The organism is Streptomyces sp. NPDC005820, from assembly GCF_040630255.1.
In the GTDB taxonomy this organism is placed as follows: domain Bacteria; phylum Actinomycetota; class Actinomycetes; order Streptomycetales; family Streptomycetaceae; genus Streptomyces.
Genome location: NZ_JBEXXE010000005.1, coordinates 17,894 through 31,587, shown reverse-complemented (window position 1 = coordinate 31,587; position 13,694 = coordinate 17,894). Strand labels below are relative to the sequence as shown.

General features: G+C 70.1%; 12 protein-coding genes. 8 read left to right on the top strand and 4 right to left on the bottom strand.

What is annotated here, in order from left to right; translation table 11 throughout:
* Positions 1–156: 156 nt before the first annotated feature.
* The 3 genes from ABZ464_RS07570 (at position 157) to ABZ464_RS07560 (ending at position 2,258) form a co-directional block, all read left to right on the top strand.
* The gene (locus ABZ464_RS07570) at positions 157–1,245 is read left to right on the top strand and encodes a matrixin family metalloprotease (RefSeq protein WP_359272342.1); all 1,089 of its coding nucleotides are present in this window, start codon (positions 157–159) and stop codon (positions 1,243–1,245) included.
* Between the two features lie 100 nt (positions 1,246–1,345).
* Positions 1,346–1,855, top strand: coding sequence for a MarR family transcriptional regulator (locus ABZ464_RS07565; protein WP_359272339.1), 510 nt, complete (start codon positions 1,346–1,348; stop codon positions 1,853–1,855).
* 64 nt (positions 1,856–1,919) lie between these two features.
* A complete protein-coding gene (locus ABZ464_RS07560; RefSeq protein WP_340376141.1) occupies positions 1,920–2,258 on the top strand; it encodes a DUF3817 domain-containing protein in 339 nt (112 codons plus the stop codon).
* Between the two features lie 12 nt (positions 2,259–2,270).
* Here ABZ464_RS07560 and ABZ464_RS07555 read toward each other — a convergent pair whose 3' ends face one another.
* Complete coding sequence (locus ABZ464_RS07555; protein ID WP_359272335.1) at positions 2,271–2,894, bottom strand: TetR/AcrR family transcriptional regulator; 624 nt, start codon at positions 2,892–2,894, stop codon at positions 2,271–2,273.
* Between the two features lie 251 nt (positions 2,895–3,145).
* On the opposite strand from ABZ464_RS07555, the gene ABZ464_RS07550 reads away from it, so the two are divergent.
* From ABZ464_RS07550 to ABZ464_RS07535, 4 genes are all read left to right on the top strand, one after another.
* Positions 3,146–4,126: a tetratricopeptide repeat protein gene (locus ABZ464_RS07550; RefSeq protein ID WP_359272332.1), complete on the top strand. Its 981-nt coding sequence runs from the start codon at positions 3,146–3,148 to the stop codon at positions 4,124–4,126.
* 652 nt (positions 4,127–4,778) lie between these two features.
* Positions 4,779–5,423 carry a DUF6230 family protein gene (locus ABZ464_RS07545; RefSeq protein WP_359272329.1) on the top strand — a complete coding sequence of 215 codons (645 nt, stop codon included), beginning with the start codon at positions 4,779–4,781 and terminating at the stop codon, positions 5,421–5,423.
* A gap of 133 nt (positions 5,424–5,556) precedes the next feature.
* Positions 5,557–6,138, top strand: coding sequence for a DUF6114 domain-containing protein (locus ABZ464_RS07540; RefSeq protein WP_359272327.1), 582 nt, complete (start codon positions 5,557–5,559; stop codon positions 6,136–6,138).
* Positions 6,128–7,474 carry a hypothetical protein gene (locus ABZ464_RS07535; RefSeq protein ID WP_359272324.1) on the top strand — a complete coding sequence of 449 codons (1,347 nt, stop codon included), beginning with the start codon at positions 6,128–6,130 and terminating at the stop codon, positions 7,472–7,474. Before ABZ464_RS07540 ends, ABZ464_RS07535 begins: the two co-directional genes overlap by 11 nt.
* A gap of 108 nt (positions 7,475–7,582) precedes the next feature.
* On the opposite strand, the gene pyk is transcribed toward ABZ464_RS07535, so the two are convergent.
* The 3 genes from pyk to pta all read right to left on the bottom strand — a co-directional run bounded on the left by pyk (position 7,583) and on the right by pta (position 12,425).
* Positions 7,583–9,013: a pyruvate kinase gene (pyk, locus tag ABZ464_RS07530; protein WP_359272322.1), complete on the bottom strand. Its 1,431-nt coding sequence runs from the start codon at positions 9,011–9,013 to the stop codon at positions 7,583–7,585.
* 89 nt (positions 9,014–9,102) lie between these two features.
* Positions 9,103–10,314, bottom strand: a complete 1,212-nt coding sequence (locus tag ABZ464_RS07525) for an acetate kinase (protein WP_359272320.1) — start codon at positions 10,312–10,314, stop codon at positions 9,103–9,105.
* Complete coding sequence (pta, locus tag ABZ464_RS07520; protein WP_359272318.1) at positions 10,311–12,425, bottom strand: phosphate acetyltransferase; 2,115 nt, start codon at positions 12,423–12,425, stop codon at positions 10,311–10,313. The genes ABZ464_RS07525 and pta overlap by 4 nt, the downstream gene beginning before the upstream one ends.
* A 229-nt stretch (positions 12,426–12,654) precedes the next feature.
* Here pta and ABZ464_RS07515 point away from each other — a divergent pair, with 229 nt between their 5' ends.
* The gene (locus ABZ464_RS07515) at positions 12,655–13,680 is read left to right on the top strand and encodes an ATP-dependent 6-phosphofructokinase (protein WP_359272315.1); all 1,026 of its coding nucleotides are present in this window, start codon (positions 12,655–12,657) and stop codon (positions 13,678–13,680) included.
* Positions 13,681–13,694 lie beyond the last annotated feature (14 nt).

Here is a 13,694-nt window from a genome sequence, read left to right as displayed (position 1 = left end):
CACCGTGCAGATCTTCATATGAATCCCCCAGGTCGGGGCATGTTTGAGCGACTGCTCAAATGCTTCGGGAGGGACGGTACGCCCGTTTGAGCAGTCGCTCAATAGGGCGACCGGGGGACGGGTTTCGACCCGGCGGGCGGTGGCTAATCTCTCCCGGTGTCGATCAAGTCCTGTGTGATGAACCGTTGTTCGGCCGCCGTGCTCCTGGCGGCCTCGCTGGCATTCCTCGCGTCCGGAGCCGGTACGCACACGCGTGCGGAGCACTCCGGCCACGCGTGCGTGCTCGCACCCGGCGAGCTGACCGTCGACGACCTGCCCGCCGGCTCCTCCGCGACCCGCTGCGGCGCCGTGGGCCGTCTGGTCACCCATGGCGGCGCCGGCCTCACGGTCCCCGAACCCGGCACCAAGGTCGGCGTCGACTCCCTCACCGCGGACGGTTCCCGCCACGGCTTCACCCTCACCGTCGCCGCCGACGGCACGGTGTCCTACGGCTACGACGACGGCGAGGGCGACAGCGCGGACGGCGGCACGGAGGATGGCAAGGAGGACGGCAAGGGCGACCGCAGTCACGGCGACGCCAAGCACCGGCGGTCGGGCAAGGGCGCCCGCCCCGCCCGTCTCACGGGCAGCCGCGCCGACGCCCCCGCCCCGTGCACGGACACCGCCTACTCCGTCGCCGACCGCAAGGAGTACGGCACGTACGAGTGGTTCATCGGCGACGGCCCGCAGCCGGGCGATCTGCCCCGCCGTCAGGTCCGCCAGGCCTTCGAGGAGGGCATCACCGCCATCATCCGCGGCCGCAACGCCTGTGGACTCGCCGACACCATCGGGGCCCGCGCCAGGTTCCTGGCCGCCACCGGCCGCGAGGCCGGCATCGACCACATGGCCCGCTGCACCGACCGGGACGGCATGAACGTCTGGGACGCCGGGGACCTCAGCAGCGACAGCGTCGCCACGACCTGCTCCTGGAGCCGCCCCGTGTCCCGCGGCCCGGACCGGCTGATCGAGGCCGACGTCCGCTTCAACATCCACGACTACACGTTCACCGACGACCCGACGGGCGCCTGCGAGGACGCCTACGACATCCGCAGCGTCGCCACCCACGAGGCCGGCCATGTCTTCGGCCTGGGCCACGTCGGGTCCGGCCACGAGAACCTCACCATGTACCCGAGCTCCTTCGCCTGCTCCACCACCGCCCGCACCCTCGGCAAGGGCGACGTGCTGGGCCTGCGCAGCATCTACTGAACACCGGCGTCCGCCGGGCGCGGGCGGGCCCGTTGCGTCCGGCGGACCGAAAGCCGAGACAGGGCTGACCACGATATGACCGGCGGGTAGGGTCGATTCCGTGCCGAAGCCGCTCAGTCTCCCCTTCGATCCCATCGCCCGCGCAGACGAGCTCTGGAAGCAGCGCTGGGGCAACGTGCCGTCCATGGCCGCGATCACCTCGATCATGCGCGCACACCAGATCCTGCTCGCCGAGGTCGACGCGGTGGTCAAGCCGTACGGGCTGACGTTCGCCCGCTACGAGGCACTGGTGCTGCTCACCTTCTCCAAGGAGGGCGAGCTGACCATGTCGAAGATCGGCGAGCGGCTCCAGGTGCACCCCACCTCGGTGACGAACACCGTCGACCGCCTGGTGAAGTCGGGCCTGGTCGCCCGGCGCCCCAACCCGAACGACGGCCGCGGCACCCTCGCCGTCATCACCGACAAGGGCCGCGAGGTCGTCGAGGCGGCCACCCGCGACCTCATGGCGATGGACTTCGGGCTCGGCGTGTACGACGCGGAGGAGTGCGCCGAGATCTTCGCGATGCTGCGCCCGCTGCGGGTCGCGGCACACGACTTCGACGAGGACTGACCCGGCCCCGGCGAGGGCCGACCCGGCCCAAGATCTACCGGAACGGGCGGTTACGCTCGACGGCATGAAGAAGAGCGTGCTGACCCGCTACCGCGTGATGGCCTACGTCACCGGTGTGCTGCTGGTCCTGCTGACCCTGGGCGTGATCGCCAAGTACGTGCTCGACCTGGACGGCGCCGACGGTTTCACGCGCGCCGTGGGCATCGCGCACGGCTGGCTGTACGTCGTCTACCTCGTCTTCGCCTTCGACCTGGGTTCGAAGGCGAAGTGGCCGGTCGGCAAGCAGCTCTGGGTGCTGCTCGCCGGGACCGTCCCGACGGCCGCGTTCTTCGTGGAGCGCAAGGTGACGCGCGAGCTGGAGGAGCGGGTCGCCGACGCCGCCCCGGACGTCGTCAAGGCGTAGTCCCGGCCCGGCCTACGCGCCGGGCGCGCCCGCCAGTCCCAGCAGCAGGACGTTCGTGAAACCGCGCACCCACTCCTCGTCCGCCGGTTCCGCGCTGACCAGGGTGCGGTGGACCACCGCACCCGCGACGATGTCGAAGATGAGGTCGGCCGTGCGGGCGGCCGCCTCGGGGCCGCTCTCCGGGGGGAGTTCGCCCCGCAGCCGGGCCCGGCTGCGGCCCTCCAGGACGAGGTGCTTCTGGGGTTCCACGATGGAGGAGCGGATCCGTTCCCGCAGGGCCTCGTCGCGGGTGGACTCGGCGACCACCGCCATCAGTCCGCTGCGCGCCGCCGGGAGCGCCAGGATCGCCGCGAACTGCAGGACCACGCCCTCGATGTCGGCGGCCAGGCTGCCCCGGTCGGGGAGTTCCAGTTCGGCGAAGAGTTCGGCCACCGCGTCGACGACGAGTTCGTTCTTGCCCGCCCAGCGGCGGTAGAGGGTCGTCTTCGCCACCCCGGCGCGCGTCGCCACGTCCCCCAGGGTGAGCTTCGACCAGCCCAGCTCGACCAGCGCCTCCCGGGTCGCGGCCAGGATCGCGGTGTCCGCGGCGGCGCTGCGCGGGCGGCCGGCGCGGCCGACGGGGGTGCTGCTCTGCATGGCCCGACCATAACCGCCGGTTTCGGACCTGCCAGTCCCCCTGCCGCCGTGAGAGAGATCACCGCGAACCCGTGGCGCGTAGGCACTCGGTGCCATTACGCTACGACTCGTATCGAAAGCGGGATCGCGAGGCTCGTGACGGACGTATCACGAGCCGGGGACGCGGGTGTGGGGTGGGGACCCCGGCGCCTGGGCAGGAACGCTTTCGGAACGCTTTTCGCCTACGCGCGCGGACGGGGGAGGATGGACGCATGCAGCCACGGAACATGTCCATGAGCGGAGTCGTCGACCTCGCCGCGGTGAAGGCGGCCCAGGAGGCCAAGGCGAAGGCGGAGCAGACGCGCGCCGAAACGGCCCGGCAGGGCGGCGCGGGGGCCGTCTCCCCGGCCGATCTCGTCATCGACGTCGACGAGGCGGGCTTCGAGCGCGAGGTCCTCCAGCGCTCCGCCGAGGTACCGGTCGTCATCGATTTCTGGGCCGAGTGGTGCCAGCCCTGCAAGCAGCTGAGCCCGGTCCTCGAGCGCCTCGCCGTCGAGTACGACGGCCGCTTCCTGCTCGCCAAGATCGACGTCGACGCCAACCAGATGCTGATGCAGCAGTTCGGGGTGCAGGGGATCCCCGCGGTGTTCGCCGTCGTGGCGGGCCAGGCGCTGCCGCTCTTCCAGGGGGCCGCGGGCGAGGCGCAGATCCGTCAGACGCTGGACCAGCTGGTGCAGGTCGCCGAGGAGCGCTTCGGGCTCACCGGTCTGACCGTCGACCCCGACGCCGAACCCGGGGGCGCGGGCGGCGCGTCGGCCGCCGAGGTGCCGGCCGGGCCGTACGACGCGCTCCTCGAAGCCGCCGTACAGGCGCTGGACGCGGGTGACTTCGGCGGCGCGGTGCAGGCGTACAAGAACGTGCTCGCGGATGACCCGGCGAACACGGAGGCGAAACTCGGTCTGGCGCAGGCGGAGTTGCTGCACCGGGTCGGCGGGATGGACCCGCAGCAGGTGCGCAAGGACGCGGCCGAGAAGCCCGCGGACGCCGAGGCGCAGATCGCCGCCGCCGACCTGGATCTGGTGGGCGGTCATGTCGAGGACGCGTTCGGGCGGCTCATCGAGACCGTGCGGCGCACGGCCGGTGACGGCCGGGACGCCGTACGGCTGCGGCTGCTCGAGCTGTTCGAGGTGGTCGGGCCCGACGACCCCCGGGTGGCGGCCGCGCGGCGGGCGCTGGCGCGTGCCCTGTTCTGAGCCGGGCCCGGGCCGGGGGCTGACCAGTCGCTAAACGTCGGGGGCGTGTGGTTCCCGAGTGAAAATTCAGCCGAGGTGGTTCCCCAGCGGCCGCGCTTTACCAAATCTTGGTAATCGCGGCCGCTGTTACTGGAAGTAAGACCGAGGCGTTGATCTGTCGGGTTCTGTCCGTCCATCAACAACTTTGTTCCTGGCCCTGTTGACACCCTGAGTCGCCGCCCGAGACCTCTGGGTCGTTGTTCGGTTATCCGGCCGTTACTAGCGAGTAACGAACCCCCTTGTGCGGGCGGCGAGAATGGACCACGATCGGCCACGCTCGGTCCATTCCCGTACCCCGACAGCCGGTTGGGTACAACGGGTTTTCCTGGGTCCCCACCGAGCAGAGCCGGCGGCACACGTCGCGGGTTCTTGGGCAGGGGGGTCTTCGCCGCTCGGTGAAGCCTGTCCAGCAAGGTTGTGCGTGATGCGTGTCAGGCGCGACCAGTGGTTGTCGCTCGGGGGTGATCGCCGGTGATCGGTGCGCGGTACGCGCCTCCGAGACGGGCGCTCCCCTTCCCGAGGACGTAGCACTTCTCCCATCCCTGTCCGGCTGAGCCGCCGCATAAGTGGGGCGAGTCGGGGCCAGGAGATGTACGTCCGAGAAGGAGGAAATATGGAGTCCCAGGTGCGTGGCGGGACCAGATGGAAGCGGTTCGCGCTGGTCATGGTGCCCAGCGTCGCCGCCACGGCAGCGATAGGCGTCGCCCTGGCACAGGGTGCGCTGGCCGCGTCGTTCAGCGTTTCGGGCCAGTCGTTCAAGGTCAAAGCGGATTACATCCACGGCGAGGGCTTCTCGCAGTACGGCGCCATCGACGCCGGCAAGACGCTGGACGGCAAGGACACGATCCACCCGGTCGCGGTGTCGGCGTTCTCCAAGGCCCGCATCCAGAACATGTGTCAGTCGGTCGTCACGCCGAACATCCCGCTGCTCGGCTCGGTCACCCTGACGCTGACGGCGGGTGACAGCAAGGACGAGGCCAAGCAGGTCTCGGCCTCGAACCTGTACATCGACGTCGAGGACCTCGGCGCCGACACCGCGGTGTTCAACGGTCTCGACATCGGCGTCCAGGCCGGCTCGATGAAGAACCCGCCCATGAAGGGCGGCGACGAGAAGGCCAACCCGTACGGCTTCGGCCAGCAGGCGACGTCCGTGGACCTGTACGGCGTGAAGCAGACGGCGTGGGCGACCACCGCCGGAACCTTCACCCTGCCCGGGCTGAGCATGAAGCTCTCCACGGGTGCCAACCCGTGCTACTAGGCACTCGGTGACGGGCGGGGGACGCCGTGAGGCGCCCCCGCCCGCATCTCTCCGACCGGGTCTTCACGCACGGTCCCGTGCAGCGACGGAAGACCCCCCTCACAGAGCGACACCGCACCAGGGAGCTGTTTCCATGAGCGCCGAGACTCCTGCTGCACCCAGCCTGTACACCCGCTGGAGGCTGCAGTTCCGCGCCTGGCGCGGCATGAGGCCGTTCTGGGCCGGTCTGTTCATGATGATCGGCGGCGTCCCGATCATGTACTTCCCGTACGCGCACCTCTCGATCGGTCAGCTGACGATCCGCATGTCCACCACGGCCGGTGCGGGATCGCTGATCATCGGCGTCCTGCTCGTCGTCCTGGGCGTCAGCGTCTGGTTCCAGCAGCACATCCGCACCTTCGCGGGCGTGGCGGCGATCCTGCTGGCCCTGGTGTCCCTCCCGGTCTCCAACTTCGGTGGCTTCGTCGTCGGCTTCCTGTTCGGGATGATCGGCGGCGCGATGGCCATCGCGTGGGTGCCGGGGACCCCGCCCGAGCCGCAGGCGGAGCAGACGCCGGACGGCCTGGGCGGCGCGCCCGAGAGCGCCGTCACGGATCTCACCAAGGCCGACGACGCGCCCGCTCGCCCCGACGCCGACGGCGGGCCGGAAGAGCCGAACGACATGTCAGAAACGAGCCCGGCGAACGGGGCGAACGGGAGGCACAGTGTCGGCTGACGAGGTGACGCACGGGGCGGACGCGGACGCGTCCCGTGTGAGAACCGGGCCACGCCACGCGGCACCCAGGAAGCCGCTGCTCGCCAGGATCCACCTGCCGGCGGGCAAGGCGATCGCCCTGGCGGCGATGCCGACGGCCGTTCTCATGGGCATGGGGTTCACCCCGACGCTCGCGCGCGCGGACGACCAGCCGACCTCGAAGAGCCTCACGGCCGAGGAGTACGAGGCCTGCGTCGACGCCATGACGGCCGACGAGTCCGCCTCCGCCTCGCCGTCGTCCTCGCCCTCCGAGACGTCGAGCGACACCAAGGACGACTCGGCGAGCGACTCGAAGGACACCACCTCCAAGGACACGACGTCCAAGGACAGCGACAGCGACAGCGGTTCGGGCGGCTCCTCCTCGTCGGATTCAGGTTCCGACGACACGGCCGAGCCCTCGCCGTCGGCCTCCTCCGCGGCCACCTCGACGGACACGTCGACGTCGTCCTCGGACGACTCCGCGACGGCGAGCCCCTCGGACACGGAGACGAGCAAGAGCGTCCTGGAGACCATCGGCGACGCCATCAAGGACGTCTTCGACGGCGACAGCTCCGACGACTCGACCGCGACCGCGACCGCGAGCCCGTCCCCCTCCGCGTCCGCCTCGGCGAGCACCGGCGCCAGCGGCACGGACACGTCCTCCGGCTCGTCCGACTCCGCCAAGGAGACGACGGAGAAGACCACCGAGACGGTGAAGGACGCCGTGAGCGACGCGGCCGACGCCGCCGACGACACGGCCGACACCGCGACCGAGGCCGCCGAGAGCCCCGACGCCACGGCGAGCTCCTCGCCGAGCCCCTCCGCGAGCGCCACCACGGACGTCGACGACTGCCCGGTCGCCACGGAGGACGAGAGCGGGATCGACAACAAGCTTCCCCTGCCCGACGACCCCTGGTACCTGAACGCCAGTTCGCTGCTGCTCAAGGGCGCCGACTACCAGGGCATCGTCAAGGTGAAGATGTCCAACGGCAAGACCAAGGAAGTCCTGAAGTACGTCATCTCCGGCGGTACCGAGATCGGCGACCTGCACCAGACCGTGATCGACAAGCAGGCGGGCAAGACCTACCACGTCCAGGCGGGCAGCGGTACGAAGTCCACCATCGAGGACGGCGACACGGTCATGTACACCGAGAGCATCTCGGGGAACCTGTTCGGTCTGATACCGGTCACGTTCACCCCGGAGAACCCGCCGCCGCTGAACATCCCGCTGATCTACTTCACCAATGTGAAGGTCCAGCAGGCAGGCCAGTTCGGCGGCACCCTGACCGTGCCCGGCCTGCACCAGTACACCACCTGAGCCGTCGGGTCACAGAGCCACCTCGGGAGCCGCTCACAGCTGAGGGCGCCCCCCTGTCACAGGGGGGCGCCCTCAGCGCCGTACAAGCCCCTCGCGGGGGCGGGTGGTTCAGTCGATCGCGCCGCCGCCCAGGTGGTGGACGCGGAGCATGTTGGTGGTGCCGGGGACGCCGGGGGGCGAGCCGGCGGTGATGATGACGATCTCGCCCGGGTTGAAGCGGTTGATCTTCGCGATCTCCTGGTCGACCATGTCGACCATTTCGTCGGTGGTGTTGACGAAGGGGACCACGTGGGACTCGACGCCCCAGCTGAGCGTCAGCTGGTTGCGGGTGCCCTCGTCGGTGGTGAAGGCGACGATCGGCTGCTGGGCGCGGTAGCGGGAGAGCCGGCGGGCGGTGTCACCGGACTGGGTGAAGGCCACCAGGCCCCGGCCGCCGAGGAAGTCGGCGATCTCGCACGCGGCGCGCGCGATCGAACCGCCCTGCGTCCGCGGCTTCTTGCCCGGGACGAGGGGCTGCAGGCCCTTGGAGAGCAGCTCCTGCTCCGCCGCGGCGACGATCTTCGACATCGTCTTCACGGTCTCGATCGGGTAGGCGCCGACCGAGGACTCCGCCGACAGCATGACCGCGTCGGCGCCGTCCAGGATCGCGTTGGCCACGTCGGAGGCCTCGGCGCGGGTCGGACGGGAGTTGGTGATCATCGACTCCATCATCTGGGTCGCCACGATCACCGGCTTGGCGTTGCGCCGGCACAGCTCGATGAGGCGCTTCTGCACCATGGGGACCTTCTCGAGCGGGTATTCGACGGCGAGGTCGCCACGGGCGACCATCACGGCGTCGAACGCCATCACGACGTCCTCCATGTTCTCGACCGCCTGCGGCTTCTCCACCTTGGCGATGACGGGGACCCGGCGGCCCTCCTCGTCCATCACGCGGTGGACGTCGGTCACGTCCTTGGCGTCGCGGACGAAGGACAGCGCGACCATGTCGCAGCCCATGCGCAGCGCGAAACGGAGGTCCTCGACGTCCTTCTCGGACAGCGCGGGCACGTTGACGGCCGCGCCGGGCAGGTTGATGCCCTTGTGGTCGGAGATGACACCGCCCTCGATGACGATCGTCTTCACCCGCGGGCCCTCGACGTCCAGGACCTTCAGCTCGACGTTGCCGTCGTTGATGAGGACCTGGTCGCCGCGCGAGACGTCACCGGGCAGGCCCTTGTACGTCGTGCCGCAGATCGTCTTGTCGCCGGGGACGTCCTCGGTGGTGATGGTGAACTCGTCACCCCGCACCAGCTCCACCGGACCTTCGGCGAAGGTCTCGAGACGGATCTTCGGGCCCTGGAGGTCGGCGAGGACACCGATGGCCCGGCCGGTCTCCTTGGAGGCGGCCCGGACCCGGTCGTAACGGCCCTGGTGCTCGGCGTGCGTGCCATGGCTGAAGTTGAAGCGGGCCACGTTCATGCCGGCTTCGATCAGGGCGACGAGCTGCTCGTGGGAGTCGACCGCGGGGCCGAGAGTACAGACGATTTTCGAACGGCGCATGGGGCGATCCTAACGGTTTGTTTCGCTACGGAATAATGCGTCTGGCGGAAGATACAAATGGGCGGGTTCGCGCTCAGTTGCATTCGCGCTCAGTTTGTCTGTACGACCAGTGCATACGTCTGCGTGGCGATCTCGAGTTCCTCGTCCGTCGGCACCACGGCGACCGCCACCCGGGCGTCCGCGGGCGAGACCAGCCGGGGCTCGTCGCCCCGTACGGCGTTGAGCCCGCCGTCCACCGCGAGGCCCAGGGTCTCCAGGCCCGCGACGGCCGCCGCGCGCACCTCGGCCGCGTTCTCGCCGACCCCCGCGGTGAACGCGACCGCGTCCACCCGCCCGAGGACGGCGTAATAGGCGCCGATGTACTTCTTCAGACGGTGAATGTAGATGTCGAAGGCGAGCTTCGCCCGTACGTCGCCCTCGTCGATCCGGCGCCGGATCTCCCGCATGTCGTTGTCGCCGCACAGTCCGATGAGCCCGCTCTTCTTGTTGAGAAGAGTGTCGATTTCGTCGATGGACATTTCGCCAACTCGTGCCAAATGGAAGATGACGGCCGGATCGATGTCCCCGGAGCGCGTCCCCATCACCAGCCCCTCCAGCGGCGTCAGGCCCATCGAGGTGTCCACGCACCGGCCCCGCTCGACCGCCGAGGCGGACGCCCCGTTGCCGAGGTGCAGCACGATCACGTTCACCTCTTCGGGTGCCTTGCCGAGCAGCTTCGCCGTCGCCCGGGAGACGTACGCGTGCGAGGTCCCGTGGAAGCCGTAGCGCCGGACGCGGTGCGCGTCGGCGGTCTCCACGTCGATCGCGTAGCGGGCGGCGGCCTCCGGCATCGTCGTGTGGAAGGCGGTGTCGAACACGGCGACCTGGGGCAGGTCGGGCCGCAGGGCCCGGGCGGTGCGGATCCCGGTGAGGTTGGCGGGGTTGTGCAGCGGCGCGACCGGGATCAGCCGCTCTATCTCGGCGAGGACCGTGTCGTCCACGAAGGTCGGCTCGGTGAACAGCTTGCCGCCGTGCACCACCCGGTGCCCGATGGCGGCGAGCTCGGGCGAGTCCAGCCCGAGCCCGTCCCGCGCCAGCTCCTCCGCCACGGCCTTCAGCGCGGCGTCGTGGTCGGCGATCGGGCCGGTCCGCTCGCGCGTGCCCCCGCCGGTCGCCAGGGGCGTGTGCTTCAGCCGCGAGGTCTGCTCACCGATGCGCTCGACGAGCCCGCTCGCCAGCCGGTCGCCCTCCCGCATGTCGAGCAGCTGGTACTTCACCGACGAGGAGCCGGAGTTGAGGACGAGGACACGGGTCGCGGTCACTGCTGGGAAGCCTTCTGGTCGAGGGTCTGGCCGAGTGTCGGATCGAGGGTCTGGGCCTGGATCGCCGTGATGGCGACGGTGGTGACGATGTCGGGGACGAGGGCGCCCCGGGACAGGTCGTTGACGGGCTTGCGCAGCCCCTGCAGCACCGGCCCGACGGCGATCGCGCCGGCCGAACGCTGCACGGCCTTGTAGGTGTTGTTGCCGGTGTTGAGGTCCGGGAAGATCAACACGCTGGCCTGGCCCGCGACTTCGGAGCCCGGCAGCTTGGTCGCGGCGACACTGGGCTCGACCGCGGCGTCGTACTGGATCGGCCCCTCGATCTTCAGATCGGGCCGCCGGGAGCGCACCAGCTCGGTGGCCTCGCGCACCTTGTCGACGTCGGCGCCGGACCCGGACGTACCGGTCGAGTACGACAGCATCGCGATCCTCGGCTCCACGCCGAACTGGGCGGCGGTCGCGGCCGACTGGATCGCGATGTCGGCGAGCTGCTCGGCGTTCGGGTCGGGGTTCACCGCGCAGTCGCCGTAGACGAGGACCTTGTCGGCGAGACACATGAAGAAGACGGACGAGACGATGTCCGCATCCGATTTGGTCTTGATGATCTCGAAGGCGGGCCGGATGGTCGCGGCCGTGGAGTGCACGGACCCGGAGACCATGCCGTCCGCGAGCCCCTCCTGCACCATCAGCGTGCCGAAGTAGTTCACGTCGGAGACGACGTCGTACGCCAGCTCCACGGTGACGCCCTTGTGGGCGCGGAACTGCGCGTACCGCTCGGCGAAGGCGTCCCGCAGCTCGCTCGTCGCCGGGTCGATCACCTGGCAGTCGCCCAGGTCGATCCCGAGGTCGGCGGCCTTCTTGCGGATCTGGTCCACCGGCCCGAGGAGGGTGAGGTCGCAGACGCCGCGCCGCAGCAGCACCTCGGCCGCGTGCAGCACCCGCTCCTCGGTGCCCTCCGGCAGCACCACCCGCCGCCGGTCGGTGCGGGCCTGCTCCAGGAGCTTGTGCTCGAACATCATCGGCGTGACGCGGTCGGTGCTGGGGGCGGAGACCCGCTTGAGGAGTGCGGCGGTGTCGACGTGCCGCTCGAACAGCCCGAGCGCCGTCTCGGCCTTGCGCGGGGTGGCCGCGTTCAGCTTGCCCTCGAGGGAGAACAGCTGTTCGGCGGTGGGGAAGCTGTTGCCCGGCACCGAGATCACGGGGGTGCCGGGCGCGAGCCGGGCGGCGAGGGTGAGGATCTCGTCGCTCGGGACCTCGTTGAGGGTGAGCAGCAGACCGGCGATCGGCGGGGTGCCGGCGCTGTGCGCGGCGAGCGAGCCGATGACCAGGTCGGCCCGGTCGCCCGGGGTGACGACGAGACAGCCCGGGGTCAGGGCGTTCAGGAAGTTCGGCAGCATCGCGCCGCCGAAGACGAAGCCGAGGGCGTCGCGGGCGAGCCCGGAGTCGTCGCCGAGCAGCACCCTCGCGCCGAGCGCGTGGGTGACCTGGGCGACCGTCGGCGCGGACAGGGCGGGCTCGTCGGGCAGCACGTAACAGGGGACGGGCAGCCGGCGCACCAGCCCCTCGGCCATCCCCTCCCGGTCCTCGCGGGCGACCCGGTTGGCGACCATGGCGAGCACGTCGCAGCCGAGCGCCAGATAGGCGCGGTAGGCGTTGCGGGTCTCGGCGAGGACGGACTCGGCGGTCTGCTTGCGGCCGCCGACGACGGGGATCACGGACGCGCCGAACTCGTTGGCGAGGCGCGCGTTGAGGGCCAGCTCGTCCGGGAACTGGGTGTCGGCGTAGTCCGTGCCCAGGACGAGGACGACGTCGTACTCCCGCGCGACCAGGTGGAACCGGTCGACGAGGGTGGAGACCAGTTCGTCCGCGCCCTGCTCGGCCTGGAGGGCGGACGCCTCGTGGTAGTCCAGTCCGTAGACCGTCGCCGGGTCCTGCGTCAGCCGGTAGCGGGACCGCAGCAGCTCGAACAGCCGGTCCGGCCGGTCGTGGACGAGCGGACGGAAGACGCCCACCCGGTCGACCTGCCGGGTCAGGAGTTCCATGACCCCCAGTTCGACGACCTGCCGGCCGTCGCCGCGGTCGATACCGGTCACGTACACGCTGCGGGTCACGCGAGCACTCCGTTTCGTCTGACTTTCGTCTGAGTCGTTTCGTCTGAATCTGAAGGTGAGAGCGTGGGGGGAGCCGGGATCATAAAAATCGCCCACCTGGGTGAGCAGAACCCCCTTGACAATACCCCTGCGCGTGGATATGGCGCCCGTCAAGAGACACTGCCCTGGGCGGCGTGAAACAATCGGACCTGGCTCAACGGCATCAACAGCGAGCAGGAGACACAGCACGATGCGCATCGGAGTTCTCACCGCAGGTGGCGACTGCCCCGGCCTGAACGCAGTGATCCGGTCGGTGGTGCACCGCGCGGTCGACAACTACGGCGACGAGGTCATCGGCTTCGAGGACGGGTACGCCGGTCTCCTGGACGGCCGTTACCGCAGCCTCGACCTCAACGCGGTGAGCGGCATCCTGGCCCGCGGCGGTACGATCCTCGGCTCCTCGCGCCTGGAGCGCGACCGGCTGCGCGAGGCCTGCGAGTCCGCCTCGGACATGATCCACGACTTCGGCATCGACGCGCTGATCCCGATCGGCGGCGAGGGCACGCTGACGGCGGCGCGCATGCTGAGCGACGCCGGTCTCCCCGTGGTCGGCGTCCCCAAGACCATCGACAACGACATCTCCTCCACGGACCGCACCTTCGGCTTCGACACCGCGGTCGGCGTCGCCACCGAGGCGATGGACCGCCTCAAGACCACGGCGGAGTCCCACCAGCGCGTGATGGTCGTCGAGGTCATGGGCCGCCACGCGGGCTGGATCGCCCTGGAGTCGGGCATGGCGGCGGGCGCCCACGGCATCTGCCTTCCCGAGCGGCCCTTCGACCCCGCCGACCTGGTCAAGATGGTCGAGGAGCGCTTCGCCCGCGGCAAGAAGTTCGCCGTGGTGTGCGTGGCGGAGGGCGCCCACCCCGCCGAGGGCACCATGGACTACGGCAAGGGCGCGATCGACAAGTTCGGCCACGAGCGCTTCCAGGGCATCGGCACGGCCCTCGCGTACGAGCTGGAGAAGCGGCTCGGCAAGGAGGCCCGGCCGGTCATCCTCGGCCACGTCCAGCGCGGCGGCGTCCCCACGGCCTACGACCGCGTCCTCGCCACCCGCTTCGGCTGGCACGCCGTGGAGGCGGCCCACCGCGGCGAGTTCGGCCGGATGACGGCCCTGCGCGGCACCGACGTGGTGATGGTCCCGCTGGCCGAGGCGGTCACCGAACTGAAGACGGTCCCGAAGGACCGCATGGACGAGGCCGAATCGGTTTTCTAGCCCGGCTTCCGGGG